28 protein-coding genes are annotated in these 24,437 nt (G+C 69.5%); 15 read left to right on the top strand and 13 right to left on the bottom strand.

Going from position 1 to position 24,437, the window contains the following annotated elements; genetic code table 11:
* Window positions 1–5: 5 nt before the first annotated feature.
* Window positions 6–1,031: a Ku protein gene (locus IB278_RS11775; RefSeq protein ID WP_145742489.1), complete on the bottom strand. Its 1,026-nt coding sequence runs from the start codon at window positions 1,029–1,031 to the stop codon at window positions 6–8.
* 202 nt (window positions 1,032–1,233) lie between these two features.
* Entirely contained in the window at window positions 1,234–2,229 is a 996-nt protein-coding gene (locus IB278_RS11770; RefSeq protein ID WP_145742491.1) for a succinylglutamate desuccinylase/aspartoacylase family protein, read from the bottom strand.
* A 198-nt stretch (window positions 2,230–2,427) separates the two neighbouring features.
* Here IB278_RS11770 and IB278_RS11765 point away from each other — a divergent pair, with 198 nt between their 5' ends.
* On the top strand, window positions 2,428–2,700 hold the full coding sequence (locus IB278_RS11765) for a hypothetical protein (protein WP_145742492.1): 273 nt from the start codon (window positions 2,428–2,430) through the stop codon (window positions 2,698–2,700).
* Between the two features lie 9 nt (window positions 2,701–2,709).
* On the opposite strand, the gene rpe is transcribed toward IB278_RS11765, so the two are convergent.
* The gene (rpe, locus tag IB278_RS11760) at window positions 2,710–3,408 is read right to left on the bottom strand and encodes a ribulose-phosphate 3-epimerase (RefSeq protein WP_145742494.1); all 699 of its coding nucleotides are present in this window, start codon (window positions 3,406–3,408) and stop codon (window positions 2,710–2,712) included.
* Window positions 3,409–3,479: 71 nt separating this feature from the next.
* Here rpe and apaG point away from each other — a divergent pair, with 71 nt between their 5' ends.
* The 4 genes from apaG (at window position 3,480) to IB278_RS11740 (ending at window position 8,535) form a co-directional block, all read left to right on the top strand.
* Window positions 3,480–3,875, top strand: coding sequence for a Co2+/Mg2+ efflux protein ApaG (gene apaG / locus IB278_RS11755; RefSeq protein ID WP_145742496.1), 396 nt, complete (start codon window positions 3,480–3,482; stop codon window positions 3,873–3,875).
* Between the two features lie 222 nt (window positions 3,876–4,097).
* On the top strand, window positions 4,098–6,071 hold the full coding sequence (locus tag IB278_RS11750; protein ID WP_192323511.1) for a site-specific recombinase: 1,974 nt from the start codon (window positions 4,098–4,100) through the stop codon (window positions 6,069–6,071).
* Window positions 6,068–7,339 (top strand): cation:proton antiporter, encoded by a 1,272-nt coding sequence (locus IB278_RS11745; protein WP_124958569.1) that lies wholly within the window; start codon window positions 6,068–6,070, stop codon window positions 7,337–7,339. The genes IB278_RS11750 and IB278_RS11745 overlap by 4 nt, the downstream gene beginning before the upstream one ends.
* Window positions 7,336–8,535, top strand: a complete 1,200-nt coding sequence (locus IB278_RS11740) for a YbdK family carboxylate-amine ligase (protein WP_145742499.1) — start codon at window positions 7,336–7,338, stop codon at window positions 8,533–8,535. Before IB278_RS11745 ends, IB278_RS11740 begins: the two co-directional genes overlap by 4 nt.
* Here IB278_RS11740 and IB278_RS11735 read toward each other — a convergent pair.
* Window positions 8,532–9,500, bottom strand: a complete 969-nt coding sequence (locus IB278_RS11735) for a GlxA family transcriptional regulator (protein WP_192323510.1) — start codon at window positions 9,498–9,500, stop codon at window positions 8,532–8,534. The genes IB278_RS11740 and IB278_RS11735 overlap by 4 nt on opposite strands.
* A gap of 102 nt (window positions 9,501–9,602) precedes the next feature.
* Here IB278_RS11735 and IB278_RS11730 point away from each other — a divergent pair, with 102 nt between their 5' ends.
* Both IB278_RS11730 and thiL read left to right on the top strand, forming a co-directional pair.
* A complete protein-coding gene (locus tag IB278_RS11730; protein WP_145742503.1) occupies window positions 9,603–10,232 on the top strand; it encodes an isochorismatase family protein in 630 nt (209 codons plus the stop codon).
* A 25-nt stretch (window positions 10,233–10,257) separates the two neighbouring features.
* On the top strand, window positions 10,258–11,217 hold the full coding sequence (gene thiL / locus IB278_RS11725) for a thiamine-phosphate kinase (protein ID WP_192323509.1): 960 nt from the start codon (window positions 10,258–10,260) through the stop codon (window positions 11,215–11,217).
* On the opposite strand, the gene IB278_RS11720 is transcribed toward thiL, so the two are convergent.
* Together IB278_RS11720 and IB278_RS11715 are read right to left on the bottom strand one after the other, a co-directional pair.
* Window positions 11,218–11,928: a DUF3053 domain-containing protein gene (locus IB278_RS11720; RefSeq protein ID WP_192323508.1), complete on the bottom strand. Its 711-nt coding sequence runs from the start codon at window positions 11,926–11,928 to the stop codon at window positions 11,218–11,220. It abuts the gene before it with no gap.
* Window positions 11,929–12,016: 88 nt separating this feature from the next.
* Complete coding sequence (locus tag IB278_RS11715) at window positions 12,017–13,501, bottom strand: MFS transporter (protein WP_192323507.1); 1,485 nt, start codon at window positions 13,499–13,501, stop codon at window positions 12,017–12,019.
* Between the two features lie 166 nt (window positions 13,502–13,667).
* On the opposite strand from IB278_RS11715, the gene IB278_RS11710 reads away from it, so the two are divergent.
* From IB278_RS11710 to IB278_RS11695, 4 genes are read left to right on the top strand one after another with little or no spacing between them, the layout of a single operon-like run.
* Window positions 13,668–14,195 (top strand): phosphatidylglycerophosphatase A, encoded by a 528-nt coding sequence (locus IB278_RS11710; protein ID WP_192323506.1) that lies wholly within the window; start codon window positions 13,668–13,670, stop codon window positions 14,193–14,195.
* Complete coding sequence (locus IB278_RS11705; protein WP_145742514.1) at window positions 14,189–14,743, top strand: CinA family protein; 555 nt, start codon at window positions 14,189–14,191, stop codon at window positions 14,741–14,743. The genes IB278_RS11710 and IB278_RS11705 overlap by 7 nt, the downstream gene beginning before the upstream one ends.
* A gap of 1 nt (window position 14,744) precedes the next feature.
* Complete coding sequence (locus tag IB278_RS11700; RefSeq protein WP_145742516.1) at window positions 14,745–15,239, top strand: nuclear transport factor 2 family protein; 495 nt, start codon at window positions 14,745–14,747, stop codon at window positions 15,237–15,239.
* The gene (locus tag IB278_RS11695; protein ID WP_145742518.1) at window positions 15,236–15,550 is read left to right on the top strand and encodes a GNAT family N-acetyltransferase; all 315 of its coding nucleotides are present in this window, start codon (window positions 15,236–15,238) and stop codon (window positions 15,548–15,550) included. The genes IB278_RS11700 and IB278_RS11695 overlap by 4 nt, the downstream gene beginning before the upstream one ends.
* Here the strand turns inward: IB278_RS11695 and IB278_RS11690 are convergent.
* Window positions 15,540–16,727 carry an MFS transporter gene (locus IB278_RS11690; protein WP_145742993.1) on the bottom strand — a complete coding sequence of 396 codons (1,188 nt, stop codon included), beginning with the start codon at window positions 16,725–16,727 and terminating at the stop codon, window positions 15,540–15,542. The two genes, IB278_RS11695 and IB278_RS11690, sit on opposite strands and share 11 nt — an antisense overlap.
* Before the next feature lie 46 nt (window positions 16,728–16,773).
* Window positions 16,774–17,556, bottom strand: a complete 783-nt coding sequence (locus tag IB278_RS11685) for a UPF0149 family protein (RefSeq protein ID WP_145742519.1) — start codon at window positions 17,554–17,556, stop codon at window positions 16,774–16,776.
* A gap of 57 nt (window positions 17,557–17,613) precedes the next feature.
* Here IB278_RS11685 and IB278_RS11680 point away from each other — a divergent pair, with 57 nt between their 5' ends.
* Both IB278_RS11680 and IB278_RS11675 read left to right on the top strand, forming a co-directional pair.
* Window positions 17,614–19,341 carry an FMN-binding glutamate synthase family protein gene (locus IB278_RS11680; protein WP_192323505.1) on the top strand — a complete coding sequence of 576 codons (1,728 nt, stop codon included), beginning with the start codon at window positions 17,614–17,616 and terminating at the stop codon, window positions 19,339–19,341.
* Window positions 19,338–20,258 carry a hypothetical protein gene (locus tag IB278_RS11675; RefSeq protein ID WP_192323504.1) on the top strand — a complete coding sequence of 307 codons (921 nt, stop codon included), beginning with the start codon at window positions 19,338–19,340 and terminating at the stop codon, window positions 20,256–20,258. Before IB278_RS11680 ends, IB278_RS11675 begins: the two co-directional genes overlap by 4 nt.
* Window positions 20,259–20,267: 9 nt before the next feature.
* On the opposite strand, the gene IB278_RS11670 is transcribed toward IB278_RS11675, so the two are convergent.
* From IB278_RS11670 to IB278_RS11650, 5 genes are all read right to left on the bottom strand, one after another.
* Entirely contained in the window at window positions 20,268–20,522 is a 255-nt protein-coding gene (locus IB278_RS11670; RefSeq protein ID WP_192323503.1) for a hypothetical protein, read from the bottom strand.
* A 32-nt stretch (window positions 20,523–20,554) separates the two neighbouring features.
* On the bottom strand, window positions 20,555–20,821 hold the full coding sequence (locus tag IB278_RS11665) for a hypothetical protein (protein ID WP_192323502.1): 267 nt from the start codon (window positions 20,819–20,821) through the stop codon (window positions 20,555–20,557).
* 35 nt (window positions 20,822–20,856) lie between these two features.
* Entirely contained in the window at window positions 20,857–21,102 is a 246-nt protein-coding gene (locus IB278_RS11660; protein ID WP_192323501.1) for a hypothetical protein, read from the bottom strand.
* A 249-nt stretch (window positions 21,103–21,351) separates the two neighbouring features.
* Complete coding sequence (locus IB278_RS11655; RefSeq protein WP_192323500.1) at window positions 21,352–21,780, bottom strand: putative toxin-antitoxin system toxin component, PIN family; 429 nt, start codon at window positions 21,778–21,780, stop codon at window positions 21,352–21,354.
* Between the two features lie 28 nt (window positions 21,781–21,808).
* Window positions 21,809–23,047, bottom strand: a complete 1,239-nt coding sequence (locus IB278_RS11650) for a THUMP domain-containing class I SAM-dependent RNA methyltransferase (RefSeq protein WP_145742530.1) — start codon at window positions 23,045–23,047, stop codon at window positions 21,809–21,811.
* A 184-nt stretch (window positions 23,048–23,231) separates the two neighbouring features.
* On the opposite strand from IB278_RS11650, the gene IB278_RS11645 reads away from it, so the two are divergent.
* Together IB278_RS11645 and IB278_RS11640 are read left to right on the top strand one after the other, a co-directional pair.
* Window positions 23,232–23,858, top strand: a complete 627-nt coding sequence (locus tag IB278_RS11645; RefSeq protein ID WP_145742532.1) for a cytochrome b — start codon at window positions 23,232–23,234, stop codon at window positions 23,856–23,858.
* The gene (locus IB278_RS11640; protein ID WP_145742534.1) at window positions 23,855–24,433 is read left to right on the top strand and encodes a YceI family protein; all 579 of its coding nucleotides are present in this window, start codon (window positions 23,855–23,857) and stop codon (window positions 24,431–24,433) included. The genes IB278_RS11645 and IB278_RS11640 overlap by 4 nt, the downstream gene beginning before the upstream one ends.
* Window positions 24,434–24,437: the final 4 nt, after the last annotated feature.

Here is a 24,437-nt window from a genome sequence, read left to right as displayed (position 1 = left end):
CCCGCTCATGCCGCGCGGCGCCGGGTGGTGGCGCTCTTGGCCGCGCTGCGCTTGCGTGCGGCGCTGCCGCTGCTGCCTTTTGCGGCGGTCTTGCCATGAGCCCGGGGCTTGGCCTTGGGCCTGGGCTTGGCCCTGGTGGCCGCTGGCGCCTCTTCTTCATCGTCGCTGTCTTCGCTGGCCGCAGCCGCCTTGCCGGCGCCACCGCCCTTGCGCAGGCTGCGCTGCAGCAGCTCGGTGAGGTCGATGATCTTTGCGCCGCGGCTCTCGAGCGCCTGGCCCTCCTCGGGCTCGATCTGGGTCACGGTCTCGGTCTGGCCCGCCGCCACCTTGCGGTCGACCAGCCGCAGGATCTCGTCCTTGAACTCGTCCTTGTAGTCGTCCGGGTCCCACTCTGCGCTCATGTCCTCGACCAGCTGCTCGGCCATCTTGATCTCGTGCTCGCGCAGCCCCGCCTTCTTCGCGTCTTCCGACGGCAGCGGGAGCTCGGTCCAGGGCCGGATGTCGGCGCCCCAGCGCAGCAGGTTCAGCACCAGCCCCGGGCCCACGGGCACGAGCGCGGCCAGGTGCTGCTTGGTCTGGATCACCACGCGCGCCACGCCGATGCGCTGGGTGCGCTGCAGCGTTTCGCGCAGCAGCGCGTACACCTTGGTGCCGCGGTTGATGGGCGCCACGTAGTAGGGGCGCTCGAGATAGACGAAGGGAATGCCGTTGGCGGGCACGAAGCTCTCGATCTCGATGGTCTGCGTGGTCTTGGGGTAGGCGTCGGCAATTTCCTTGTCGCTCAGCACTACGTATTCGCCATCTTCGTACTCGATGCCCTTGACGATGTTCTCGCGCGCGATCTCCTTGCCGGTCTTCTTGTTGATGCGCTTGTAGCCGACCGGGTCCATCGTGCGCTTGTCGAGCCAGTCGAAGTCGATGCCGTGGTCGGTGGTGGCCGAGTACAGCGCCACCGGGATGTGGACGAGGCCGAAGCTGATCGCGCCCTTCCACAGGACGCGCGGCGCGGGGGCTTTTTTCGAGACTGCCATGGGCACACTCCTTCAGCCTCGAGACTCTGCGCCGCGCGCCGCTGCGCGATGTAGGAGCGCGGCGGCGCCTGCCGTAGGGCTCACCGGCATTTTTCTCCCTCCCCTTTCGGGGGAGGGTTGGGGTGGGGGCAAGCGGCGTGTCTACCGGGCGCTCTGCCGCCCCCATCCCAGCCTTCCCCCAGAGGGGGAAGGAGCGGATGCTTCAGGCCACAGAGCCGAGCACCCGCTCGCTCGGTCGCGCGAAGTAGAACCATTCGGCGCCGGGCAGCGCGAGCGCGTTGGGAAAGACGATGAATCCGTCGTCCGGCGCGCTCACCAGCGTGCCGTCGTGGCGCATGCCGATGGGTTCGCCGCGCTGCACCGCATCGAAGGTGGCCCAGTCGCGCACGAAGCTGTCGTCCTCGTGCAGCCGGTCGGTCACGCTCGCCAGGCGCAGCAGCCGGGGCGGCGCGGGCGGCGTGCCCGCCAGGCCCCGGGGCAATGCCGCCATGCCGAGCAGCGCGAGCGCGCGGCGGATGGCGCGCCAAGCCACCTCGGGCGCCTTCGGGTCGCGGTGCTGGCCGCATTCGAGCGTGACGCCGTAGCCGCCGCAATTGCGGATGTACTCGTTGGTGCCGCGGCCGAAGTCGATCGCATCGTCGCCGACCGCGATGCCGGCGGAGCGCTGCGCGAGCCCGGCGGCGTAGATGTCGAGCCAGCCCTCCACCACGATCGGCGTGCCCAGGTGCAGCGCCAGCAGCCCTTCCTCGCTGGCGCGCGCAAAGGGCTCGAGCGTGCCGGTGTTGTCGCGCGGGCCGATCATCGCGAAGGCCTCGCCCTCGCTCTGGAAGGAATGCAGGTCGAGCAGCACGTCGTGCCGCGCGATGATGGGGCACAGCACGTTGGTGACCCGGTCTTCGTAGTCCGCGGGCGCCTCGCTCGGCTTGAACAGGCGGTTGAGGTTGCGCTCGCCTTCGCGCTGCAGGCGCCGCCGCGCCAGCGGGTTGGCGACCGGTACCAGCGTGAGCTGCCCGCGCCGCAGCCCGAAGCTGCCGCCGTCGAGCTCGGCCAGCACGCGCTCGATGCCCGCGGTGCCGCAGGTTTCGTCGCCATGCACGCCGCCGAGCACGAGCAGCCGCGGGCCCGGCTCCAGCGCGGCGAAGGTGTGGATGCGCAGGTTGTCGGTGGTTGCGGCGGCGGCAAGGGAATCGGAGGACATCCCGGCGATTATTGCGGAGGCCTTCCCCTGCGCGCAAAGCCGCTACTCCTTTCATAGCGGCGCGTCGAGCGCGGCCCGGCGTGCCGTGCCTACAGGGCGTGCCTGGCCTGTCCTACCGGCCGCGGCCGTGGCGCCATGCAGGCTCGCGGCAGATGCAGGCAGGACAGACAGACAGACACCGCGAAGGAACAGAAGGCCATGAACAGCAGCAAGCCCCGCACCAAGGATCCGGTCGAACCGAGCGACCCGCTGCGGGACGCCGGCGGCGGCAACACCAAGATCGAACAGGGCGGCGATTCGGCGCCGCGCCTGCCGCACGAGCACGACCAGTCTTCCGACAGCCAGGAAGCGCAGGACGGGCAGCCGCCCGAAGTCGGCCGCAAGGGCCACGAGGACATCGAGCGCGGCAGCGTGGACACCGACCGCGGGCCGGTGGCGGACCGCGTCTACAACGACAAGGTCAAGCGCTGACCGAAGTTCCTACTTGCGGCCCACGCCTGCGAGCTGGTCGCGCATGGACGAGATCACCGCCGCGTAGTCCTTGGCGTTGAAGATCGCGCTGCCCGCCACGAAGGTGTCGGCGCCGGCGGAAGCCACGCGCGCGATGTTGTCGGCCTTGATGCCGCCGTCCACCTCCAGGCGGATGTCGCGCCCGCTCTGCTCGATGCGCTTGCGCGCGAGTTCGATCTTGCGCAGCGCCGAATCGATGAAGCTCTGCCCGCCGAAGCCGGGGTTCACCGACATGATCAGGATCAGGTCGATGTCGTCGATCGCCCAGTCGAGCGCCTCCAGGCCCAGCCCCGGGTTGAACACCAGCCCCGCCTTGCAGCCCGCGGCCTTGATGGCCTGGATGCTGCGGTTCACGTGCGGCGAGGCGTCGGGGTGGAAGCTGATGTAGTCTGCGCCCGCTTCGGCGAAGGAGGCGGCCAGCGCGTCGACCGGCTGGATCATCAGGTGCACGTCGATCGGCACCGCCTCGCCGTCGGCCGTTTTGGCGTAGGGCTTGAGGGCCTTGCAGATCATCGGGCCGAAGGTCAGGTTCGGCACGTAATGGTTGTCCATCACGTCGAAATGGATCCAGTCGGCGCCGGCGGCGATGACCTTGGTCAGTTCGTCGCCCAGGTGGGCGAAATCGGCCGAGAGAATGGAGGGGGCGATGCGGAACGGCGTGCTGCTCATGCGCCGATTGTCGCAGCCGGCGGAAAACCCGGAAAGCAGTGCAAGAGAAGGCTCCAGTTACCATCGCGCGCATGCCGCACAGCCCCATCCGCATCCAGGTCGAACCGCGCTATCTCGCAGACCAGTCCTCGCCCAAGGACAAGATCTACACCTTCGCCTATACCGTCACCGTGACCAACGAGGGCGAGACCAGCGCCCAGCTCATCGCCCGCCACTGGCTCATCAACGACGCCTCGGGCCATGCGCAGGAGGTCAAGGGCCTGGGCGTGATCGGCCAGCAGCCGCTGCTGGCGCCCGGCGAATCGTTCCGCTACACCAGCGGCTGCCGCCTGCAGGCGCCCAGCGGCACCATGCACGGCAGCTACTTCATGGTGACCGAGGACGGCGAGCGCTTCGACGTGCCGATCCCGATGTTCGTTCTGGAGGCCGACATCGGCGGAACCCCCGTTTCACGGGTGCTTCACTAGCACCCCCCAGGCTTCGCGCACTCCGTGTCGCTGCACCAACCCCCTACCGGGGGCAACACCAGCGGCCCGGCAAAGCCGGTTCCGCGGTGCACTTGGCTCGCCCCCAGTCTTCGCGCACTTCGTGTCGCTTCGCCAACCCCCTACCGGGGGCACACCAGCGGCCCGGCAAAGCCGGTTCCGCGGTGTTCCTGGTCCTGATTACATTTTTTGTTCTTTTATCAAATGGCTGCTGCATCGCTTGACCTGCAGGGGCTGCTGGCCCGGCTCGATCCGACGGCGGACGTGGCGCAGCGCCACATCTGGCTGATCGACGTCTTCGACTGGCTGCGCGGCGACCGCGCCTCGCCGCAGGCTGCGGTGGGACGCGTGTCGCTGCTGCTCGACGCGGTCGAGGCGCGTCCCGAATTGCGCGAGCGCCTGCGCGCATGGTGGCGCGCCTTCACGCGGGCGGTCGATCTGACCGCGCTGCTCGCGGACTACGGCTTTGCGCCGCGCACCGCCTTCGTGAGCGAGCTCACCGAACGGCTGCGCCGCAAGATCCTGCCCGGCACGCCCGAGACCACCGATGCCTCGGATCTTTTCCGCATGGTGCTGCCCGGCGCGTTCGATGCGGGCTGGATCGCGCTGCTGGACGACGCACAGCTCGCGCGCATCGGCAATCTGCTGGCCGACGCCGCGCTCGACGACATCGACGGCGCGCCGCGCTGGCGCCACACCGTGATGGACGCCGTCACCTACTGCAGCAGCCAGGTGGTGGCGGCCGGCTTCTCGCCCGAATTGCGGCTGCGCATGAGCGCCGCGAGCGAGAGCCGCGCCTTCCATGCGCTCATGTCCGACCTCGACGCGCTGCGCGAGCATATGTTCCGCGCCCCTCGCGACGAAGACGCGCTGCAGGCTGCGTTCGTGGCCTTCCGCGACCGGCTCGACGCCTGCCGTGCCAGCGCCTCCTCGGTCTACGCGCACCTGGAAGACAACGGCATCTCGGTCGGCCTGGTGTTCCGGCTGCGCCAGCTGCGCGAGCGGGTGCTGCGCATCCGCGAACTGCTCGATTGCCTGGTGTCGGCCACGCCCGCGCCCAGCGTGGCACGGCTGGTGGGCCGCCTGGTGCTGGCCGGCGGCGAACGCAACAGCATCCGCGCGCTGATCGCGTCGAACTCGTCGATGCTGGCGGCCAAGGTGACCGAGCGCAGCGCCGAGACCGGCGAGCACTACATCACGCGCGACCGCGCCAGCTACCTGCAGATGGTGCGCAAGGCGGCGGGCGGCGGCGCGCTCACCGCGCTGACGGTGCTGCTCAAGTTCGGCATCTATTCGCTCGCGCTGTCGGCCTTCTGGAGCGGGCTCTGGTCGGGCCTGATGTATGCCGCGAGCTTCGTCGCGATCCAGCTGCTGCACCTGACGCTGGCCACCAAGCAGCCCGCGATGACGGCGCCCGCCATGGCAGCGCGGCTGCGCGACATCAAGACCGATGCCGCGGTGGCCGATTTCGTCGACGAAGTGGCCAACCTGGTGCGCTCGCAGGTGGCGGCCGTGCTGGGCAACGTGGGGGTGGTGGTGCCCGCGATGCTGGCGCTCGCCCTCTTGGTGCAGTTCGCGCTCGGCCGGCCGCTGCTGGACGCGGCGCACGCCGCGGCCACGCTGCAATCGCTCTCGCTGCTGGGCCCCACCGCGCTCTTCGCGGCCATGACCGGCGTGCTGCTGTTCGCGGCGAGCATCGTCGCGGGCTGGACAGAAAACGCCTTTGTCCTGCATCGCCTGGACTCCGCCATGCGTTACAACCCTCGCATCGGCGCTTTCCTGGGTGCCGCCCGCGCCCGCCGGTGGGCCACCTTCATGCGCACGAACATATCGGGCTTTGCCTCCAACATTTCGCTCGGGCTCATGCTCGGCCTGCTGCCCGCAATCGCGGGTTTCTTCGGGCTCGGGCTGGACGTGCGCCACGTGACACTGTCGGCCGGGCAGATCGCGGCCGCCGCGGCCTCCATCGGCACGGCGGTACTCCAGCAGCCTGCGCTGTGGTGGGCGGTGGCGGCCATCCCGGTGATCGGCGCGCTCAATGTGAGCGTGAGTTTCTATTTCGCATTCAGGCTGGCGCTGCGTGCGCACAGCGTCAGCCTGGGTGACCGTGCACGCATCCGCAGCGCCATCCGGGCGCGCTGGCGCAGCCGGCCCATCAGCTTTTTTCTACCTGCATGAACCTGACGAATCTCATCAACGATCTGCTGGGCTTCTGGTCCGAGTGGCTGCGCCCTTCGGCGGGCCTGCCCACCGTGCTGTGGTCGCTGCTGCTGGCCGCGGCCGCGGCCTCCGGCCATCTGGTGCAGCGCTACCTGGGCCTGCCCAAGGTGGTGGGCTATTCGATGGTGGGCGCGGTGGCCGGCCTGGCCGGCTTCGAGGGCGCGATCTGGCCGCTGCGCGGCATCAGCCTGTTCCTGCTGGAGCTCGGCGCGGCCGTGGTGCTGTTCGAGGCCGGCGGCCGGCTGCCGCTGCGCTGGTTCCGCCACAACCCGATGGTGCTGGTGCAGAGCCTGCTCGAAGCCACGCTCACCTACTTCGGCGTGTTCTGGATGCTGCAGCTGCTGGGCCTGCCCGATCCGGTGGCCAACCCGATCGCGCTGATGGCCATCGTCGCCTCGCCCGCGGTGCTGAGCCGCGTGATCATCGACACCCGCGCCTCGGGCCCGGTAACCGAGCGCGCCATGACATTGGCCACGCTCAACACCTTCTATGCGCTGGCGCTCGGCTATGCGCAGGCCGGCCTGATCGAGCGGGCGCCGCAGACGCTGCTGCAGAAGCTCTATCCGGTGGCGGTGGTGCTGGGCCTGTCGTTCGTGGTCGGCGGCATCCTCGCGCTGGCGCTGCGCACGGCGCTGCGCTTCATGAGCCCCACGAGCGAGAACACCTCGATCCTGCTGCTCGCGCTGATTGCGGCCGCCAGCGCGCTCACGGCCCACGTCGGCGGTTCGGCGCCGCTGGCCGCGCTGATCGGCGGGGTGCTGCTCAAGACGCTGAATCCCAAGCCCTGGGCCTGGCAGCGGCAGCTCGGCACGGCTTCGTCGCTGCTCACCATGCTGATGTTCGTGCTGGTGTCCATCGTGGCGGCGCAGGCCGACTGGACCCTGCCCGTGGCCAGCGTGGTGCTGGCGGTGATCGGCATCCGCCTGTTCGCCAAGATCGCCGGCGTGGCCATTGCCAACCCGGGCAGCGGCGCCAGCTGGAACCAGGCCTTCTGGGTCGGCTGCGCGATGTCGCCGCTGTCGTCGATCGCGCTGCTCATCGCCTCGAACTTCACCACCGCGTCGCCGCTGCTCGGCACCATGATCACGCAGGTGGCCCTGCCCTCGATTCTCCTGATGGAAGTGATGGGCGCCGTGCTCGCCACCGTGGCCATCCACGCGGTGGGCGAAAGCTCGGTGCCCTGGACGCCCCAGGCCTTCAGCACCACGGAGGACACGCAGCGATGACCGCGGCCATGGCTTTTCCCGACAGCGACGACTTCCGCTCGCCCGCCCTGCCCGCGGACCCCGCGAGCCGCGTGGTCAAGCTCGAGCCTTTCAACCGCTCCGAAGCGCTGTCGCTCGGCGTGGAGCTCGAGCTGCAGCTCGTCAACACGCACGACTACGACCTGGCCCCCTATGCGGAAGACATGCTGCGGCTGATGGCGCAGACCCCGCTGCCCGGCAGCGTGGTGCCCGAGATGACCTCGAGCATGATCGAGATCTCGACCGACATCTGCCATTCGGCGCAGGACGTGATCACGCAGCTCTCGCCGATCCGCGAGGCGCTCATCAGGAACGCCGACAAGCTCAACATCGCGGTGGTGGGCGGCGGCACGCATGCCTTCCAGCAGTGGCACGAGCGGCGCATCTACGACAAGCCGCGCTTTCGCGAGCTGTCCGAGCTGTACGGCTACCTGAGCAAGCAGTTCACCATCTTCGGCCAGCACGTGCACATCGGCTGCCCCGATGCCGATGCGGCGCTGCTGATGCTGCACCGCATGTCGCGCTACATCCCGCACTTCATTGCGCTGTCGGCCTCGTCGCCGTTCGTGCAGGGGCAGGACACGCAGTTCGACTCGGCGCGCCTGAACTCGGTGTTCGCGTTCCCGCTCTCGGGCCGCGCACCCTTCACCTTGAGCTGGAAGGAGTTCGAAGCCTACTTCGAGCGCATGACCCGCACAGGCGTCGTGCGCAGCATGAAAGACTTTTATTGGGACATCCGGCCCAAGCCCGAGTTCGGCACCATCGAGATCCGCGTGTTCGACACGCCGCTCACCGTCGAGCGCGCGGCCGCGCTCGCGGGCTACGTGCAGTCGCTCGCCGCGTGGTTCCTGCAGGAGCAGCCCTTCGAGCCGACCGAGGACGACTACCTCGTCTACACCTACAACCGCTTCCAGGCCTGCCGCTTCGGGCTCGATGCGGTGTACGTGGACCCGGCCAGCGGCCAGCACATGCCGCTGCGCGACCACATCCTCATGACCATGACGCAGCTCGAATGGCACAGCGAGGCGCTCAACGCTACGCAGGCGCTCGGCGAACTGCGCACCAGCGTGGAAGCCAACCGCAACGACGCGCGCTGGCTGCGCGAGAAGCAGGGCAAGGAGCGCCTGCTGGCCGAGGTGGTGCGGCAGGCGGCGCTGCGCTTTCGCGGCGGGGCCTAGGCTCCCTGGGAGAACTGCCTGCGATAGGCCGTGGGCGACACCTTGAACGCCGCCGCGAAGTGCTTTCGCAGCGACACCGCCGAGCCGAAGCCCACGTCGCCGGCCACGCGTTCGATCGGGCGGTCGGTGGTCTCCAGCAGCCGCTGCGCGAGCGCGAGGCGCTGGTTCTGCAGCCACTGGCCGACCGTGGTGCCGGTGGCCTCGCGAAAGCGCCGTGTGAAGGTGCGCCGGCTCATGAGCGCGCGCCGCGCGAGGCTGTCGAGCTCATGCGGGCTCTGGAGGTGGCGGCCCAGCCATTCGAGCAGCGGCGCAAGCCGGTCGCCGTCGGCCGCGGCGGGCATCGGCTGGCGGATGTACTGGGCCTGCCCGCCCTGGCGGTGCGGCGCCACGACCATGCGGCGCGCGGCACGGTTCGCCGCCTCGGCGCCATGGCGCACGCGCAGCAGGTGCAGGCAGCAGTCGATGCCCGCGGCCGTGCCGGCCGAGGTGAGCACGTCGCCATCGTCGACATACAGCACCTCGGGCTGCAGCCTGACCTTCGGATATTGCCTGGCAAAGGCTTCGGCCAGGTTCCAGTGCGTGGTGGCCGGCCGGCCGTCCAGCAGGCCCGCCTCGGCCAGCACGAAGGCGCCCAGGCACAGCCCGACCACGATGGCGCCGCGCCGATGCGCCGCCTGCAGCGCGCGGATCAGCGCCGGCGGTGCGGGCCGGCCGTCGTCGCACCAGGAGGGCACGATCACGATCTGCGCGCGCCGGATGGCTTCGAGCCCGTGCGGCACCACCAGCGTGAAGCCCGCATTGGTATGCAGCGGGCCCGGCTCGGTGCCGCACACCTGCAGTCGAAAACGCAGGTCGCCCGCCTCGGTGCGGTCCTCGCCGAAGACCATGCACGGCACGGACAGGTGAAAGGGACTGATGCCGTCGAAGGCGACGACGGCGATGGTTTCCGCGGTTTTTCTGGCCATGGCCCGATTTTATCGATGAATGGCTTTCGGGCCACTTTCTCCCAAGGGCTCCAGCGCGAACAATTGCGCCATCCCAACCACTTGCAACACGGAGCCACCACCATGAGCAACCATCCCGCACCGCGCCGAGCCCTTGTCGTGATCGACGTGCAGAACGAATACTTCGAAGGCGGCGGACTGCCCATCGAGTACCCGCCGGTCGAAAGCTCGCTGCCGAAGATCGCGCAGGCCATGGACGCTGCCCGCGCGGCCGGCACGCCGGTGGTCGTGGTGCAGCACCACGCACCCAAGGGCGCGCCGGTGTTCCAGGCCGATGCGCACAACGGCCAGCTGCATCCTGAAATTGCCAGGCGGCCGCACGACCACCTCGTGACCAAGGCCTTCCCGAGCGTCTTCACCGGCACCGACTTCGCCGACTGGATCGCGCGCCACCAGATCGACACGCTCAGCGTGGCGGGCTACATGACCCACAACTGCGATGCGTCCACCGTGTTCGAGGCCATGCACCGCGGGCTCAACGTGGAGTTCCTGTCGGACGCGAGCGGCGCGCTGCCCTATGAGAATGCGGCCGGCCGCGTGAGCGCCGAAGAGATCCACCGCGTCTTCAGCGTCGTGTTCCACAGCAACTTCGCGGCCGTGACGACGACCGAGGCCTGGATCGCGGCGCTGCAGGCCGGCCAGCCGATCGAGAAGGACAACGTGGTGATGTCGAACCGGCGCGCGCGGGGCTGAGCGTTCCAGCGCTTATGCTCACCCCATGGGTGAATTCGACCTGATCACACGCTACTTCCAGCGCCCCGCCACGCGCTCCCCGCTCGGCGTGGGCGACGACTGCGCCTTGCTCGCACCCGCGCCCGGCATGCAGCTTGCCGTGTCCTGCGACATGCTGGTCGAGGGCCGGCACTTTCTCTCGACCGTCGATCCCTCGCGGCTCGGCCACAAGGCGCTGGCGGTGAACCTCAGCGACCTGGCGGCCTGCGGCGCGAAGCCGCTGGCCTTCACGCTCGCGCTCGCGCTGCCCGGTGTCGACGAGCCCTGGCTCGAAGCTTTTTCGCGCGGCCTGTTCGCACTGGCCGACGAACACGGCTGCGAGCTGGTGGGCGGCGACACCACGCGCGGCCCGCTCAACATCTGCATCACCGTGTTCGGCGAAGTGCCGGCCGGCGCGGCGCTGCTGCGCTCGGGCGCGCACGCCGGCGACGACATCTGGGTCAGCGGGACGCTCGGCGATGCGCGGCTGGCGCTCGAAGCGTTCCGCGGCACGCTCGCGCTGCCTGCCGACGTGTTCGCGCAGGCGCGCATGCGCATGGAGCAGCCCACGCCGCGCGTGGCGCTGGGCCAGGCGCTGCGCGGCACGGCCTCCGCGGCGGTGGACGTGAGCGACGGCCTCGTGGGCGACCTGGGCCACATCCTCGCGTCGAGCAAGGTGGGCGCCACGCTCGATGCCGACGCGGCCACCGGCCTGATCGCCGCCGCCGCGGCCTCCGGCCTCGGCACCGAGATCCTTCGCACCTGCGCCCTTTCAGGCGGCGACGACTACGAACTGGTCTTCACCGCGCCGACCGCCGCACGCGCGGCGGTCGAACAGGCCGGCAAGGAAAGCGCCACGCGCGTGGCGCGCATCGGCCGCATCGACGCCGAAGCCGGCCTGCGCATCGTGGATGCCGGCGGCACGCCGGTATCGCAGCGCTTCGGCTCCTTCGACCACTTCGTCTGATCAGGACCCCCGGACCATCGCCTGCATCCTGGCTTGGGCGGCGTTGATGTCCTTCGACTGGCCATTGAGTTCCTGCAGCATCTTGTTGAGCTGCGCCTGCACGGCCGGATCGCTCACGGTCACGGACGCGCCCGAGACCTGGACCTTCGACTTGTTCTGCTCGAGGTAGTCGCCCACCGCGAGCGCGCCGTCGAACACCTTGTCGAGCGCCGGGAACACCTCCTTGAAAGTGGCGGCCGGCGCCGACACGGTTTTTTCGTAGGCCTTGTCGTAGACCTGCTTCAGGTCGTCGGGCTGCTTGAGCTTCGCATGCGCGGCATCGGCCTTGGCCAGCTCCTGGTCGAGCGCGGTGCGCAGGCCGCGCAGGCCGTCCTTGGCGGCCTTGAGGTCGTCGCGGCGCGACGCCAGGTCGGCGATCGAGCGCAGCGCGCCCTTGGCCATGACCTGGCCCATCGGCTGGCTGACCGACTTGTTCATGCCCTCGTTGAAGTCGGCGATCACCGCATAGTGCTGCGCATAGTCGCCGAAGGAGGCCTTCTCCTCGGCATTGGGCGTGGGCACGCGCAGGCCGGGCTTGTCGAGCACCCGGGCCTGCAGGAAGGCGATGAAGGCGGTGCGTTGCTCGGCCTCCTTGTTGCCGCAGGCCGCGAGCAGCAAGCTGAACGCGAGGCACAGCCACAACGCGTTGAAACGGACCAGGGTTCTTTTCATGATGAAGAGGCTTTCGCGCTTGGATGGGCCGCCGAGCATACGATGGCCGATAGCTCCGGCAAATACGTCGGACGGCATGCAGCAAGGCCTAGCGCGATGGCCTGGGCACGTCGACGGAACCGCGCGCCGCAACGAAGCGCGCCACCAGCCATGCCGCCAGCGCCGGCGCGAATGCGAAGCTCGCGAACAGCCAGGCGGCGGCCGAGCGTGCGCCCTCTGCACCGCCCGGTTCGGCCAGGCCGGCCGCGTTGGCCACCAGCCCCGCCAGCGCCGCGCCCACGGCCATGCCGTAGAGCTGCACGGTGGTGATCGAGGCCGAGGCCAGCCCTTCCTGCCCAGCCGGCGCGAGCGACATCAGGCGCGTGACCAGGTGCGGCCACCCGATGCCCACGCCCAGCCCCACGGCCGCCAGCGCAATGGCGGCCAGCAGCATTTCGAGCGCCGGCGCGAAGCGCCCGGGCGCCGGCAGCAGCAGCGCGAGCGCGGCCAGCCCCAGCGTGCAGGCCACCGGCCCGGCGCGCAGCATGCGGTCGGCGCCCGCGCCGCTGCGCCCCGACGACAGCAGCGAACCCACGCTCCAGCCGCCGGCCATCGCGGCCGTGAGATAGCCGGCCGACAAAGGCGAATGGCCATGCAGCAGCTGCAGGAAGTACGGCACGAAGATCTCGGTGGTGGTGCCGATCAGCAGCAGCACCACGCTCGCATAGATGGCACCCATCGGCGTGCGCAGCGCGTAGGCGCCGGCGGGCAGCAGCCGCACTGCGGAACGCCGGTCGATCCGCGTGGCGGCCACGCCGAGCCCCAGGCCCAGCGCCACGCCGGCGGCCTGCCAGGCGATGGCCGACAGGAATTCGCTGGCGGCGATCACCAGCACCGACGCCGCCAGCAAGCCGATCTGCAGCGCCGCGATGCGCGGCATGGCCGCCGGCCGCTCGTGCCGCACGCCGGCCGCGGGCCGCAGCTGCACCGCCACCAGCAGCCCCTGTACCGCAGCCAGCGGCAGCAGCGACCAGAAGGCCCAGCGCCAGTGCCCCGCCTGCGCAAACAGGCCGCCCACCGCGGGCCCGCAGAGCGTGGCCACACCCCACATGCCCGACACCAGCGCCACCGCGCGGGGCCACAGCCGCGGCGCGAACACCCGCTGGATCAGCGCATAGCTCAGGGCCGCGAGCAGTCCGCCGCCGAGTCCCTGCACCGTGCGGCCCGCGAGCAGCCAGGGCATGGCCGGCGCGAGTGCGCAGGCCATCGAGCCCGCGCCGAACACCGCCAGCGCCGCCAGGCAGGCACCGCGCGGGCCCAGCCGCGCGAGCAGCCGCACCGACAGCGTGGCGCCGAGGATCGACCCGACCACGAACAGCGTGGTGCTCCAGGCATACCAGTCGAGCCCGCCAATCTCGCTCACCACCGACGGCAGCACGGTCGTCACGATGTGCACGTTGACCGCGTGCAGCGCAACGCCGCCCGTGAGCGCCAGCGCACGCCAGCCGTTGCGTCCGCTGAACAGTTCGCTCCAGTCGGCGGCGGGCGAAGCGGGGTGGAGCGAAGCAGGGGCGTTGGATGAGGCAGCAGGCATAGGGCGCGGTCCGTGGCGGACGACAGGTGGCAAGGCAAGGCCTGGATACTAGGCCCGCCCCCGGAATTAAACAAGCTATTGCTTTGATAAATAGAGGGTCTTGGACAGCCGCGCGAATGCGCGACACTCTGGCCTGATGCAAGCCGCTTCTTCCTCCGCAGGCCCCATGCCGCAAGCCACGCCCCGCCGTCCCTCGATCGCTTTCCTGTTGTCCCACCCGGCGCATTTCATCGCCATGGGCTTCGGCTCCGGCCTGCCGCGCGTGGCGCCCGGCACCGTCGGCACCCTGTGGGCCTGGGCCGCCTTTGCCGTGATGCAGCTGTGGCTCTCGCCCGCCGCCATCGGCTGGATCATCCTGGCCTCGCTGCCCGTCGGCTGGTGGGCCTGCAGCATTACCGCGCGCGACATGGGCGTGGCCGACCCGGGCAGCATCGTGTGGGACGAGGTGGTCGCGTTCTGGATCGTGCTGTGGCTCGTCACGCCGGCCGGCCTCTTCGCGCAGGCCATCGCGTTCGGCCTGTTCCGCTTCTTCGATGCCGCCAAGCCGGGGCCGGTGGCCTGGGCCGATGCGCTGTTCAAGCAGCGCGACGCGGTCCAGGTGCGCTGGTGGCGCGCCGGCTTCGGCATCATCCTCGACGACCTCGTGGCGGCGTTCTGCACGCTCCTGGTCATCGCTCTCTGGCGCGCATGGTGAACTTGATGGAACCCTCGACCCCGGCGAATTTTCTTGCCGACCAGGACACACCCGCGCTCGTTGCGGCCCTGGCCGGACTGCTGCTGGAAAAGGGCTGGATGCTGGCCACCGCCGAAAGCTGCACCGGCGGACTCATCGCCGGCGCATGCACCGAGCTCGCGGGCTCCAGCGCATGGTTCGAGCGCGGCTTCGTCAGCTACTCCAACGCGGCCAAGACCGAACTGCTGGGCGTCGATGCCGCGCTGATCGAAGCCCATGGCGCGGTCAGCGAGCCCGTGGCGCGCGCCATGGCCGAGGGGGCCATCGCGCGCTCGGCAGCGCGCACGGCAGTGGCCGTGACCGGCGTGGCCGGCCCCAGCGGCGGCAGCCCCGAGAAGCCGGTCGGCACCGTGTGGTTCGGCTGGTCGGTCGACGGGCAGGTCCGCACCGAGCGCCGCCGCTTCGACGGCGACCGCGCCGCGGTGCGCGCGGCCACGGTGCACTACGCTCTGCAGACGCTGGTGGGCCTGCTCGGCCCGTACGCCGGCACAACAACAAAGGCCCCATGACATGACAGCAGCAGCCAATGCCCAGACCATCGAGCGCCTCTACGAGGCTTTCTCCAGGCTCGACGCCCCCGCCATGGCCGCCTGCTATGCCAGCGATGCGGCGTTCGACGACGAGGCCTTCTCGCTGCGCGGCCGGCAACAGGTGGGCGGCATGTGGCGCATGCTCTGCAATGCCACCAAGGCCAAGGGGGCCGACGTCTGGCGGCTGACCTGGCGCGACGTGCACGCCGACGACACCAGCGGCCAGGCCCACTGGGACGCGCACTACCGCTTCAGCGCCACCGGCCGGCTGGTCGACAACAGCGTCGATGCGCGCTTCGGCTTCACCCCCGACGGGCTGATTGCCACCCACCGCGACAGCTTTGCGTTCTGGACCTGGTCGCGCCAGGCGCTGGGGGCGCCGGGCCTGCTGCTCGGCTGGACGCCGATGCTGCGCAACAAGGTGCGCGCCACCGCCGCCGCCAATCTCGCCACTTATCTCGCACGCCAACCATGAGCAACAGCAACCTCGTCATCACCAACAACGAAGCCCAGCACCGCTACGAAGCCGCACTCGAGGGCCAGCTCGCGGCCTACGCCGAATACAACCTGCTGACCGACGCCATCATGTTCACCCACACCGAGGTGCTGCCCGAGCACGAGGGCAAGGGCGTGGGCTCGGGCATCGCACGGCATGTGCTCGACGAGGCGCGCGCCAGGGGGCTGCACGTGATTCCGGTGTGCCAGTTCATCGCGGGCTACATCCGCAAGCACCGCGAGTACGCCGACCTGGTGCGGCCGGACATCCAGCGCGCCTTCAAGATCTGAGGGCTTGCGCCTTCGGCGCGGGCAGCCACGCGAAGGCCGCGATGCCCAGCACCAGCAGCGCGGCGATGGTGGCCAGCACGGCCGTGAGCGGATCGCCGCCATGCGCCGCGGCCACCGAGGCCGCCACGCCGGTGCCCCATTGCATGAGCGCGACGCCAAGGAACATCGCCATCGTGAAGACCGCCATCGCGCGGCCCGTGAGCGTGGCCGGATAGGCCACGCGCACGTCGGCGTACTGCCAGACGATGAAGCCCGAGAGCACGCCGATCAGCACCATGCCACCGATGTCCAGCCAGGCCGAGTGCGTGAAGGCGATGAGCGCGAACAGCGCCGCATAGCCGAGCGCGCAGACCACGATCCGGCGGCGGCGCGCGGCGCCGTCGCGGTCGAAGCGGCCGAACAGCGGCGCACCGAACAGCGAGATCACCGACACCGCGATCGCGACATTGCCGCTCTGCACCAGCGAGTAGCCGTGGCGCTCCATCATGAGCGGCCCGAGCCAGAGCCCGCGCAGCGAGATGAAGGCGGCATAGGTCACGGCCCCGAGCACGACGATGCCGAGCGTGTGCGGCATTGCGAGCAGCGCGCCGAACTGGCGGATGGCCTCGGGAATGGACTCGTTCGCCTGCGGCACGGCCGAGGCGGGCTCGCGCACCCAGCGCCAGATCGCGAGCCACGCCAGTGCCGAGGCCACGGCCAGCACCAGGAAGCCCGCGCGCCACGAATAGGCCTGCACCAGCCACGCGAGCGGCGTGCCGGTGGCCAGCATGCCGAGGCCGCCGATGGCCAGCACCAGGCCGGAGACGGTGGCGAAGCGCGCGGCCGGAAAGTGCCGCGCGATGAACACGGTGCACACCAGGAAGGCCGGCGCGCAGCCGATGCCGATCAGCGCCTGCCCCGCCACCAGCACCGCGTAGCTCGGCGCGAACGCCGACAGCAGCGCGCCCGCGATGGCGACCGGAAAGGCCACCAGCACCGTGCGCCGCACGCCATGCAGGTCGATGCCGATGCCCATGAAGAGCTGCATCGCGCCAAAGGCGAAATGAAAGGCGCCCGAGAAAATGCCCAGCGCCTGGGCCGACAGCCTGAAGTCGGCCTGCAGCGGGCTCGCCATGATGGCGCCCACCGTGCGGAAGGCCTGGCTCAGCGCCACCCCGGCGCACAGCGCCAGCACCATGACCCACGCCGCGCGTGGCGTCAGCCGTGCACTGGCAGGGCCGCTGTCAGGCACCGTGGCACTTCTTGTATTTCTTGCCGCTGCCGCAGGGGCAGGGATCGTTGCGGCCGGGCGTGGCTTCCTTGCGCACGGTCTCGACCTTCGGGCCCAGGCTCTTCCAGAGTTGGCGCAGGTCGTACACGGCCCAGATGGCGGCGCCGAAATCGTCCAGCCGCTGCTGGCTCACGCTGGGCGGGCCGTCGTCGCTGAACATCGAGAGCGTGGGCTTGGCCTTGTCGTCCTCGGTCAGCGCAACGATGTTGTCGAGCGCGTCGTCGAGCATCTGGGCGGCTTCCTTGTCGCGCGGCGTCGCCCAGTCCTCGGGCCAGTTCTCGACCGCATACATGAATCCGAGCGCCCAGACCTGCGCGAACGAGGGAATCTCCTCGCCCGCCACCTCGGCGCGCTCTTCCTCGGGCAGCGAGGCGATGGCGCCGCGGGTGTCGAGCACCTCGGGCTGCCAGCTGCGCTCGTCGTCGAGCGACTGCACGTCGGCGTCCAGGCCCTCTTCGATCTCGAGCCAGCGGCGCTTCCAGTTCCAGACGAACTCCATGTGCTGGGCCGGCACGAAGCCCTCGCCCAGCAGCACCGGCCAGTATTCGGCGGGCTCGATGGGCCGGCGGGTGCAGATCAGCGCGGCCATGAAGCCTTCGCAGAACTCCCACTGGGGGATTTCCTCATCGTGCTCGCGCATGGCGTCGAGCGCCTGGTCGAGAGCATCGAAATCGTCGGGGCCGAGGGGGGCGGAAGCGGCCGCTGCGGCCTGGGGGGTGTCGTGGTTGTTGGTCATGGCAAGTTCGGGGCAGCCCTCTATGATGCAGCAGGCCTCCGGTCGACACTATTTTCTATGCCCACGATTATTCCGTTTCCGACGCGCTACAGCGCCTTCGCCCTGTGCGTGGTCGGCCTGGCGGCCTGCATCGCCCTGGTGCTTGTGTCGCCCCACCTGTGGCTGGCCTGGGTGGGCGTGGCCGTCTTCGCGGTGCTTTCGGGCACCGGCGTGCACGACCTGCGGCAGGCGCGCCACGCCATCCTGCGCAACTACCCCGTCATCGGCCACCTGCGCTTCCTGCTGGAATTCATCCGGCCGGAAATGCGGCAGTACTTCATCGAGAGCGATTCCGAAGCGGCCCCGTTCTCGCGCGCGCAGCGCTCGCTGGCATACCAGCGCGCCAAGGGCGAGCCCGACAACCGGCCCTTCGGCACGCAGCTCGACGTGACCATCGCGGGCTACGAGTGGATCAACCACTCGATGCAGCCCACGAAGCTCGAGAACCACGATTTCCGCATCGTGATCGGCGGCACGCCGCATACCGCCGACGCAAACCCGCCGCCATCGGGCGCGGCCGGGGCGTCGTCCCACCATCCCTGCACGCAGCCATACAGCGCGAGCGTGTTCAACATCTCGGCCATGAGCTTCGGCGCGCTGTCGGCCAACGCGATCCTCGCGCTCAACCAGGGCGCCAGGCTCGGCGGCTTTGCGCACGACACCGGCGAAGGCTCGATCTCGCAGCACCACCGCGTGCATGGCGGCGACCTGATCTGGGAGATCGGCTCGGGCTACTTCGGCTGCCGCAACGAGGACGGCACGTTCAACGCCGAGCGCTTCAGCGCCAACGCGCGCGACCCGCAGGTCAAGATGATCGAGATCAAGCTGAGCCAGGGCGCCAAGCCCGGGCACGGCGGCGTGCTGCCCGCGCCCAAGGTCACGCCCGAGATCGCGGCCGCGCGCGGCGTGCCGATCGGCATCGACTGCGTCTCGCCCTCATCGCACAGCGCGTTCACCACGCCCATCGAGATGATGCATTTCATCGCCAGGCTGCGCGAGCTTTCGGGCGGCAAGCCGACCGGCTTCAAGTTCTGCCTCGGCCACCCGTGGGAGTGGTTCGCGATCGTCAAGGCCATGCAGGCCACCGGCATCACGCCCGACTTCATCGTGGTCGACGGCGCCGAGGGCGGCACGGGTGCGGCGCCGGTCGAGTTCAGCGACCACGTGGGCGCGCCGCTGCAGGAAGGCCTGCTGCTGGTGCACAACACGCTCATCGGCGTGAACCTGCGCCACCGCATCAAGCTGGGCTGCGCGGGCAAGGTGATCACGGCCTTCGACCTGGCGCGCATGATGGCGCTGGGCGCCGACTGGTGCAACGCGGCGCGCGGCTTCATGATGGCCCTGGGCTGCATCCAGGCGCAAAGCTGCCACACCGGCCACTGCCCCACGGGAGTGACCACGCAGGACCCGGTGCGCCAGCAGGCGCTGGTGGTGCCGACCAAGGCCGAGCGCGTGCGCAACTTCCATCGCAGCACGCTGCATGCGCTGCAGGAGCTGGTACAGGCCGCCGGCCTCGACCATCCGCAGCAGATCACGGCGCACCACATCGTGCGGCGCATCTCCGACACCGAGGTGCGCCTGTTGAGCAACCTGGTGATGCAGGTGCAGCCGGGTGCGCTGCTCGGCCCGCTCGACAAGCAGCACAACGTGTTCCGCACCTACTGGCCGCTGGCCAGCGCCGAGAGCTTCCAGCCCCTGACGCAGGGGCCGCACGGCCTGGTGTCGAACCTTCCGCTGGCCGCATGAACCCCTTGCGACGCGGTGGTTCTTCGGCGCGGCTGCACAGCGCCAAGGGCGCGGCCTCCGCCCCTGCACCGCTGGACGCGCAGCCCGTCGGGCCGGCGCCCGGCGACTACGCCGAGTTCCTGCGACTCATGCTGCCGAAGCAGCAGAAGAACGTGGCCAGCCACCGCCTGGGCAGCGAGCGCGTGTGGCTCAAGAAGGCCGGCCCGCGCCATGGCAAGTGGGGCTACCGCGTGATGGCGGCGGTCGCGCGCATGGCCCGGCTGGACATCATCAAGCCGGTGCCCAACCCGGGCGGCGAGGCCGCCATCGCCACCGAGGCGCGGCGCCTGCGGCAGCTCGCGGCCGCGGGCCTGCGCGTGCCGGCGGTGCTGGCGCAGCAGCCCGACGGCCTGCTGATTTCCGACCTCGGCGAAAGCGGCCGCAGCACTGTCGTGCTGCAGGAGCGGCTCGATCAGGCCGCCGCGGCCGGACCGGCCGCGCTGCTCGCGGTCTGGCGCGAAGGGCTGGCCGCGATCGCCAGGGTGCATGTGCGCGGCCAGCACCTGAGCCAGGCCTTCGACCGCAACCTGGTGCAGTGCCCCGACGGCGTGATCGGCTACATCGACTTCGAGGACGACCCGTCCGAGGTCATGACCCTGGCCGAGTGCCAGGCGCGCGACTGGCTCAGCTACCTGCACTCCACGGCCATGATGCTGGAGGCCGCCGCGCCCGAAGCCGCCGGCCAGCACTGGCACGCCGCGCTGGCCGAGGTGGACGCGCAAGTGCGCGAGCGCATCGCCGAGGCGGCGCGGCGCATGAAATGGGCGCAGAAGCTGCCCGCGAGCCGGCGGTGGGGCCGCGACACGCAGCGGGTGCGGGCGGTGGCGCGGCTGCTGGGGCGCTGGCACCTGGCACACCCCGCCGCGCTCCAGAACTAGCCGCAGTCGTCACATGCACGGTTGGCGGCTGAGCTGCTTCTGCCGCCATTTGCGGAATCCGCGGTCGCCGAGCCAGCCGCCCACAACGATGCAAAGAGCCTGTACCGCAAGCGCAATGACGAAGGCTCGCGACAAATCGCTCTCGCTTTGGGCCCTGTTCATTTCGTACCACTGTCCAATGGGAACGAGCACGGCTTTCGCAACAAGAAAACTGAGCGCAAGTGCGCCGGCCAAAATGAAGAGCAGTCGAATAAGTATCTTCATGGGACACGACCTATCGGCAGTCGCCACATGGGCTACTGGCGATCCGGCCGCTTCTGCAGCCATTTTCGAAATGCCCAGTCGCCGAGCCAGCCGCCCACTATCAATGCGAGGAATTGAACGGCGAGCGCGACCATGTACGCCTGGCCCAAGTCACCGTCGTTCCTTGCAAATTTGAGCTCATACCAATGGCCCACAGGGCCAATGAGCTTGTAGAAAACAAGGCCGAGCGCAATTGCTCCGGTCAAGATACAAAGCAGTCGAATCGGGTTTTCATTGGACCGGCTAAAACTTCTGGCCATTTCGATGACATCCCTCCCAAGAGCCACGCCTCGGGCTATTGACGATCAAGTTGCTTCTGCCGCCATTTGCGAAATACCCAGTCGCCTAACCAGCCACCCGCGATGGCGCAAATCGCTTGCACAGCAAGGGAGAGAACGAAAGCGTCGGACACATCATCGAAGCTCTGGGCCTTGCTCATTTCGTACCATTGCCCAATGGGGACGAGCACGACTTTCGCAACAAGAAAACTGAGCATCAGCGCTCCGACCAAAATGCAGAGCAGTCGAATGAGGATTTTCATTCATAGAACAGGCCAAAACCATATGGCTTGCGCATGGCGCATGTCGGTGAGCACCCCTTCCCAAGAAATGCGCCACTGGATGAGGGCCGCACAAGGCAAGGAACTGCGATGCCGTTCGCCGCAACCATCCTCGCCTTGCCGGAAAGCTAACACCGCCCCTGGCAGGTGTCGATGAGAAGGAAGTAGTCGAGCCGCCGGATTTCGCGCTTCTCGGCGCGCAGCGGCAACGGGCCGAGACTGTGGGTGCAGTCAGGCCCCGAGCGCCGCCTGCACCACCACGCCGCGCAGCGCCAGCCGCTTCCTCATCGACAGCACCGCGCGGTCCTTGCTGAGCAGCAGCGCGCGGTGCGCCACCGCAAGGTCGATGAAGACCTGGTCGTCGGGGTCGCTGCAGACGCAGGGTGCGCGCGATGGAACGCCTTCGACCATGCGCACCCGCGCATCGAAGTCCGCCAGCACGGCGGGCACTTGCAGGCCGCGCTGCGCCATGCGCCGGGCAATCAGCGGGTAGCCGAGCACGCGCTCGAGTTCGGCGCGCATCGCGGCCGTTGCGAGCCAGCGCAGTTCGCCCGCGGCCAGCAGGGCGATCAGCGGCAGCCAGGCGGGGTCTTCGAAGACCAGCAGGTCGAGCGCGATGTTGGTGTCGATGACGACGAGGCCGGATTCCGGAACGGTCATGGTGGCGTGCACCCGCAGGGGCGCGAAGCTACTTCCTGGCCGAACCCGCGACCATGTCGAAGCGGAACAGGCGGCACTCGATGGGGCCGTTCCACATCGGCACGCGGCGCGATTCCTTCAGCCGCATCTGCCTGGGCAGCTTCAGGTCGGGCGTGAGCACCCAGGCGGTCCAGCCGGCGTAGTTCTTCTTCCAGTGGGTGGCGAGCTGCGGAAAGAACTCGCCGCCGCCGCCGCTTTCACCGCCAGCGTCGCCCGAAGTCTGCGCGGCTTCACGGGCGCCGAAGCGCGCCACGCCGCCGACCTCGATGCGCTCGCCGTACGGCGGATTCAGCATGATCACCCCGCCCTCGGCCGGCGGCATGCGCTGCAGCGCGTCGCCGCCGCGGAACTCGATGGCATCGGCGACACCGGCGCGCTCCGCATTGCGCTCGGCAAAGTCGACCATGCGGTGCGAGACGTCGGAGCCGAAGATGGCGACATCGCGCGGCACCGCCGACGATGCGGCGTCCTTCTTGATGGCGTCCCAGACATGGGCCTGGAACGGCAGCAGCTTCTCGAAGCCGAAACGCCTGAGCGACCCGGCCGCAATGCCGCGCGCGATCTGCGCCGCCTCGATGGCGATGGTGCCGCTGCCGCAGCAGGGGTCGTACAGCGGCTCGGCGGCCACGGCGCCGGTTTCAGGGTTCCACCAGCCGCTGGCGGCCAGCATGGCGGCGGCCAGGGTTTCCTTCAGCGGCGCATCGCCCTTGTCCTGGCGCCAGCCGCGCTTGAAGAGCGGCTCGCCGGAGGTGTCGATGTAGAGCGTGCAGTGTTCGGTGGTCAGGTGGGCGAACACGCGGCAGTCGGGCCACTGGGTCTCGATGCTCGGGCGCACGCCGCCGGCCTTGGCGCGGAAGCGGTCGGCAATGGCGTCCTTGATGCGCAGGGTGGCGAAGTTCAGGCTCTGCAGCGGGCTGTGCTGCGCCGTGGTCTCGATCTTGAAGGTCTGCCTGGGCGTGAACCAGATCTCCCAGGCCACGCCGCTCGCGATGGCGTAGAGGTCGTTCTCGCTGCGGTAGGGCGCGTGCGCCAGTTCGACCAGCACGCGCTGCGCGAGCCGGCTGTGCAGGTTGAGCTTGAGCGCGTCGCGCCATTCGGCGCGCACCCGCACGCCGCCGCGCAGCGTGAGCAGGTCCTGGCCGACGCGGCCGGTGAGCGCATGGACTTCCTGCGCGAGGAATTCCTCGACGCCGGCGGCGCAGGGCAAAAAGAGAGAGAGATCGTTCACAGGAGGTTCGCCATCATTCGGCCGCAGGGGAACGCCATTGTCGCCGCGCCGGGCCGCTTCTCCACACAGGGGACCGGACGAGCAATTCCACCACTGCGTCCATGGTCGCTCCGGCCGATCGGGCCGCGGCGCCTCCGCCGCTTCCGATATATGCTCCGCGCACAGGCCGCCGGTCCTGCTTCCGATGTCCATCGACACACCTTCCCACCCCGCCGCCATGGCCGATGCACCCGCCGATCCACGCCTGCGCGAACTGCGCTACGGCCCGGTCGCGATCGCGCTGCACTGGCTGCTGGCGGCCATGATCGTCGGCTCGCTCGGCGTCGGCCTCTACATGACCGGCCTGCCGCTGTCGCCGGCGCGCATCAAGCTCTACAACTGGCACAAATGGGCCGGCGTGACGATCCTGCTGCTGTCGGCCGTGCGCCTGCTGTGGCGGCTGCGCCATCCGCCGCCGCCGCTGCCGGCCGCTGCGGCGGCGGCCATGCCGCGCTGGCAGCGCAGCGGCTACCGCGCGAGCCACGCGCTGATGTACCTGCTGTTCCTGGCGGTTCCGCTGTTCGGCTGGGCCTACAGTTCGGCGCTCGGCTTTCCGGTCGTGTGGTTCGGCCTGCTGCCGCTGCCCGACTTCGTGCCGGTCGACAAGGAATGGGCCGAGGTCGTGCTCAAGCCGCTGCACAAGGGCAGCGCCTTCACCCTCGCCGCGGCGGCGCTGCTGCATGTGGCGGCGGTGCTCAAGCACCACTGGATCGACCGCGACGGCATCTTGAAACGCATGTGGCCCGCGCCACGCAAGGAATCCGCCAGATGAAGCGCACCGCCCGCCCCTTGCTCGCAGCCCTGGCGTTGGCCACTCTTGCGCCCGCGCTCGCCGAGCCGGCCGCGGCCACCCGGCTGGTGCCGGACAAGAGCCAGATCGCCTTCGTGAGCAAGCAGATGGGGGTGCCCGTGGAGGGCACGTTCAAGAAGTTCGATGCCCAGGTGGCTTTCGATCCGCGCAAGCCCGAAGGCGGCAGCGTCGCATTGCAGATCGACACCGGCAGCGCATCGCTCGGCGTGCCCATGAGCGATGCCGAACTGCCCAAGGCGCCGTGGTTCGACACGGCGCATTTTCCGCAGGCCAGCTTCCAGTCGAGCGCGATCAAGGCGCTGGGCGACGGCCGCTTCGAGATGGCGGGCAAGCTCACCATCAAGAACATCTCGCGCCAGGTCACGGTGCCGGTGAGCATTGCGCCGGCCAACGGCCACGCGGTGGCCAGCGGAAGCTTTACGATCCAGCGGCTCGACTACAAGGTGGGCGACGGCGAGTGGACCGACACCTCGGTGGTCGCCAACGAGGTGCTGGTTCGCTTCAAGTTCACGCTCGCGGGCTTCGGTCCGCTTTGAATTT

The organism is Variovorax sp. VRV01, assembly GCF_014852545.1.
Taxonomy (GTDB): Bacteria; Pseudomonadota; Gammaproteobacteria; order Burkholderiales; family Burkholderiaceae_C; genus Variovorax; species Variovorax beijingensis_A.
The sequence above is the reverse complement of the archived record's forward strand: the minus strand, read 5'-3'. Positions and strand labels throughout refer to the sequence as shown.

Coding starts and splice junctions, on each gene's coding strand:
- IB278_RS11640 (WP_145742534.1), top strand. CDS start 23,855: ATGAAGCGCACCGCCCGCCCCTTGCTCGCAGCCCTGGCGTTGGCCACT.
- IB278_RS11695 (WP_145742518.1), top strand. CDS start 15,236: ATGAGCAACAGCAACCTCGTCATCACCAACAACGAAGCCCAGCACCGC.
- IB278_RS11735 (WP_192323510.1), bottom strand. CDS start 9,500: ATGGCCAGAAAAACCGCGGAAACCATCGCCGTCGTCGCCTTCGACGGC.
- IB278_RS11665 (WP_192323502.1), bottom strand. CDS start 20,821: ATGGCCAGAAGTTTTAGCCGGTCCAATGAAAACCCGATTCGACTGCTT.
- rpe (WP_145742494.1), bottom strand. CDS start 3,408: ATGAGCAGCACGCCGTTCCGCATCGCCCCCTCCATTCTCTCGGCCGAT.
- IB278_RS11685 (WP_145742519.1), bottom strand. CDS start 17,556: ATGACCAACAACCACGACACCCCCCAGGCCGCAGCGGCCGCTTCCGCC.
- IB278_RS11720 (WP_192323508.1), bottom strand. CDS start 11,928: ATGAAAAGAACCCTGGTCCGTTTCAACGCGTTGTGGCTGTGCCTCGCG.
- IB278_RS11750 (WP_192323511.1), top strand. CDS start 4,098: ATGGCTGCTGCATCGCTTGACCTGCAGGGGCTGCTGGCCCGGCTCGAT.
- IB278_RS11690 (WP_145742993.1), bottom strand. CDS start 16,727: ATGGTGCTGGCGCTGTGCGCCGGGGTGGCGCTGAGCCAGGCCTTCCGC.
- IB278_RS11655 (WP_192323500.1), bottom strand. CDS start 21,780: ATGACCGTTCCGGAATCCGGCCTCGTCGTCATCGACACCAACATCGCG.
- IB278_RS11770 (WP_145742491.1), bottom strand. CDS start 2,229: ATGTCCTCCGATTCCCTTGCCGCCGCCGCAACCACCGACAACCTGCGC.
- IB278_RS11710 (WP_192323506.1), top strand. CDS start 13,668: ATGCCGCAAGCCACGCCCCGCCGTCCCTCGATCGCTTTCCTGTTGTCC.
- thiL (WP_192323509.1), top strand. CDS start 10,258: ATGGGTGAATTCGACCTGATCACACGCTACTTCCAGCGCCCCGCCACG.
- IB278_RS11660 (WP_192323501.1), bottom strand. CDS start 21,102: ATGAAAATCCTCATTCGACTGCTCTGCATTTTGGTCGGAGCGCTGATG.
- IB278_RS11645 (WP_145742532.1), top strand. CDS start 23,232: ATGTCCATCGACACACCTTCCCACCCCGCCGCCATGGCCGATGCACCC.
- IB278_RS11730 (WP_145742503.1), top strand. CDS start 9,603: ATGAGCAACCATCCCGCACCGCGCCGAGCCCTTGTCGTGATCGACGTG.
- IB278_RS11675 (WP_192323504.1), top strand. CDS start 19,338: ATGAACCCCTTGCGACGCGGTGGTTCTTCGGCGCGGCTGCACAGCGCC.
- IB278_RS11775 (WP_145742489.1), bottom strand. CDS start 1,031: ATGGCAGTCTCGAAAAAAGCCCCCGCGCCGCGCGTCCTGTGGAAGGGC.
- IB278_RS11670 (WP_192323503.1), bottom strand. CDS start 20,522: ATGAAGATACTTATTCGACTGCTCTTCATTTTGGCCGGCGCACTTGCG.
- IB278_RS11700 (WP_145742516.1), top strand. CDS start 14,745: ATGACAGCAGCAGCCAATGCCCAGACCATCGAGCGCCTCTACGAGGCT.
- IB278_RS11745 (WP_124958569.1), top strand. CDS start 6,068: ATGAACCTGACGAATCTCATCAACGATCTGCTGGGCTTCTGGTCCGAG.
- IB278_RS11765 (WP_145742492.1), top strand. CDS start 2,428: ATGAACAGCAGCAAGCCCCGCACCAAGGATCCGGTCGAACCGAGCGAC.
- IB278_RS11680 (WP_192323505.1), top strand. CDS start 17,614: ATGCCCACGATTATTCCGTTTCCGACGCGCTACAGCGCCTTCGCCCTG.
- IB278_RS11740 (WP_145742499.1), top strand. CDS start 7,336: ATGACCGCGGCCATGGCTTTTCCCGACAGCGACGACTTCCGCTCGCCC.
- apaG (WP_145742496.1), top strand. CDS start 3,480: ATGCCGCACAGCCCCATCCGCATCCAGGTCGAACCGCGCTATCTCGCA.
- IB278_RS11715 (WP_192323507.1), bottom strand. CDS start 13,501: ATGCCTGCTGCCTCATCCAACGCCCCTGCTTCGCTCCACCCCGCTTCG.
- IB278_RS11705 (WP_145742514.1), top strand. CDS start 14,189: ATGGTGAACTTGATGGAACCCTCGACCCCGGCGAATTTTCTTGCCGAC.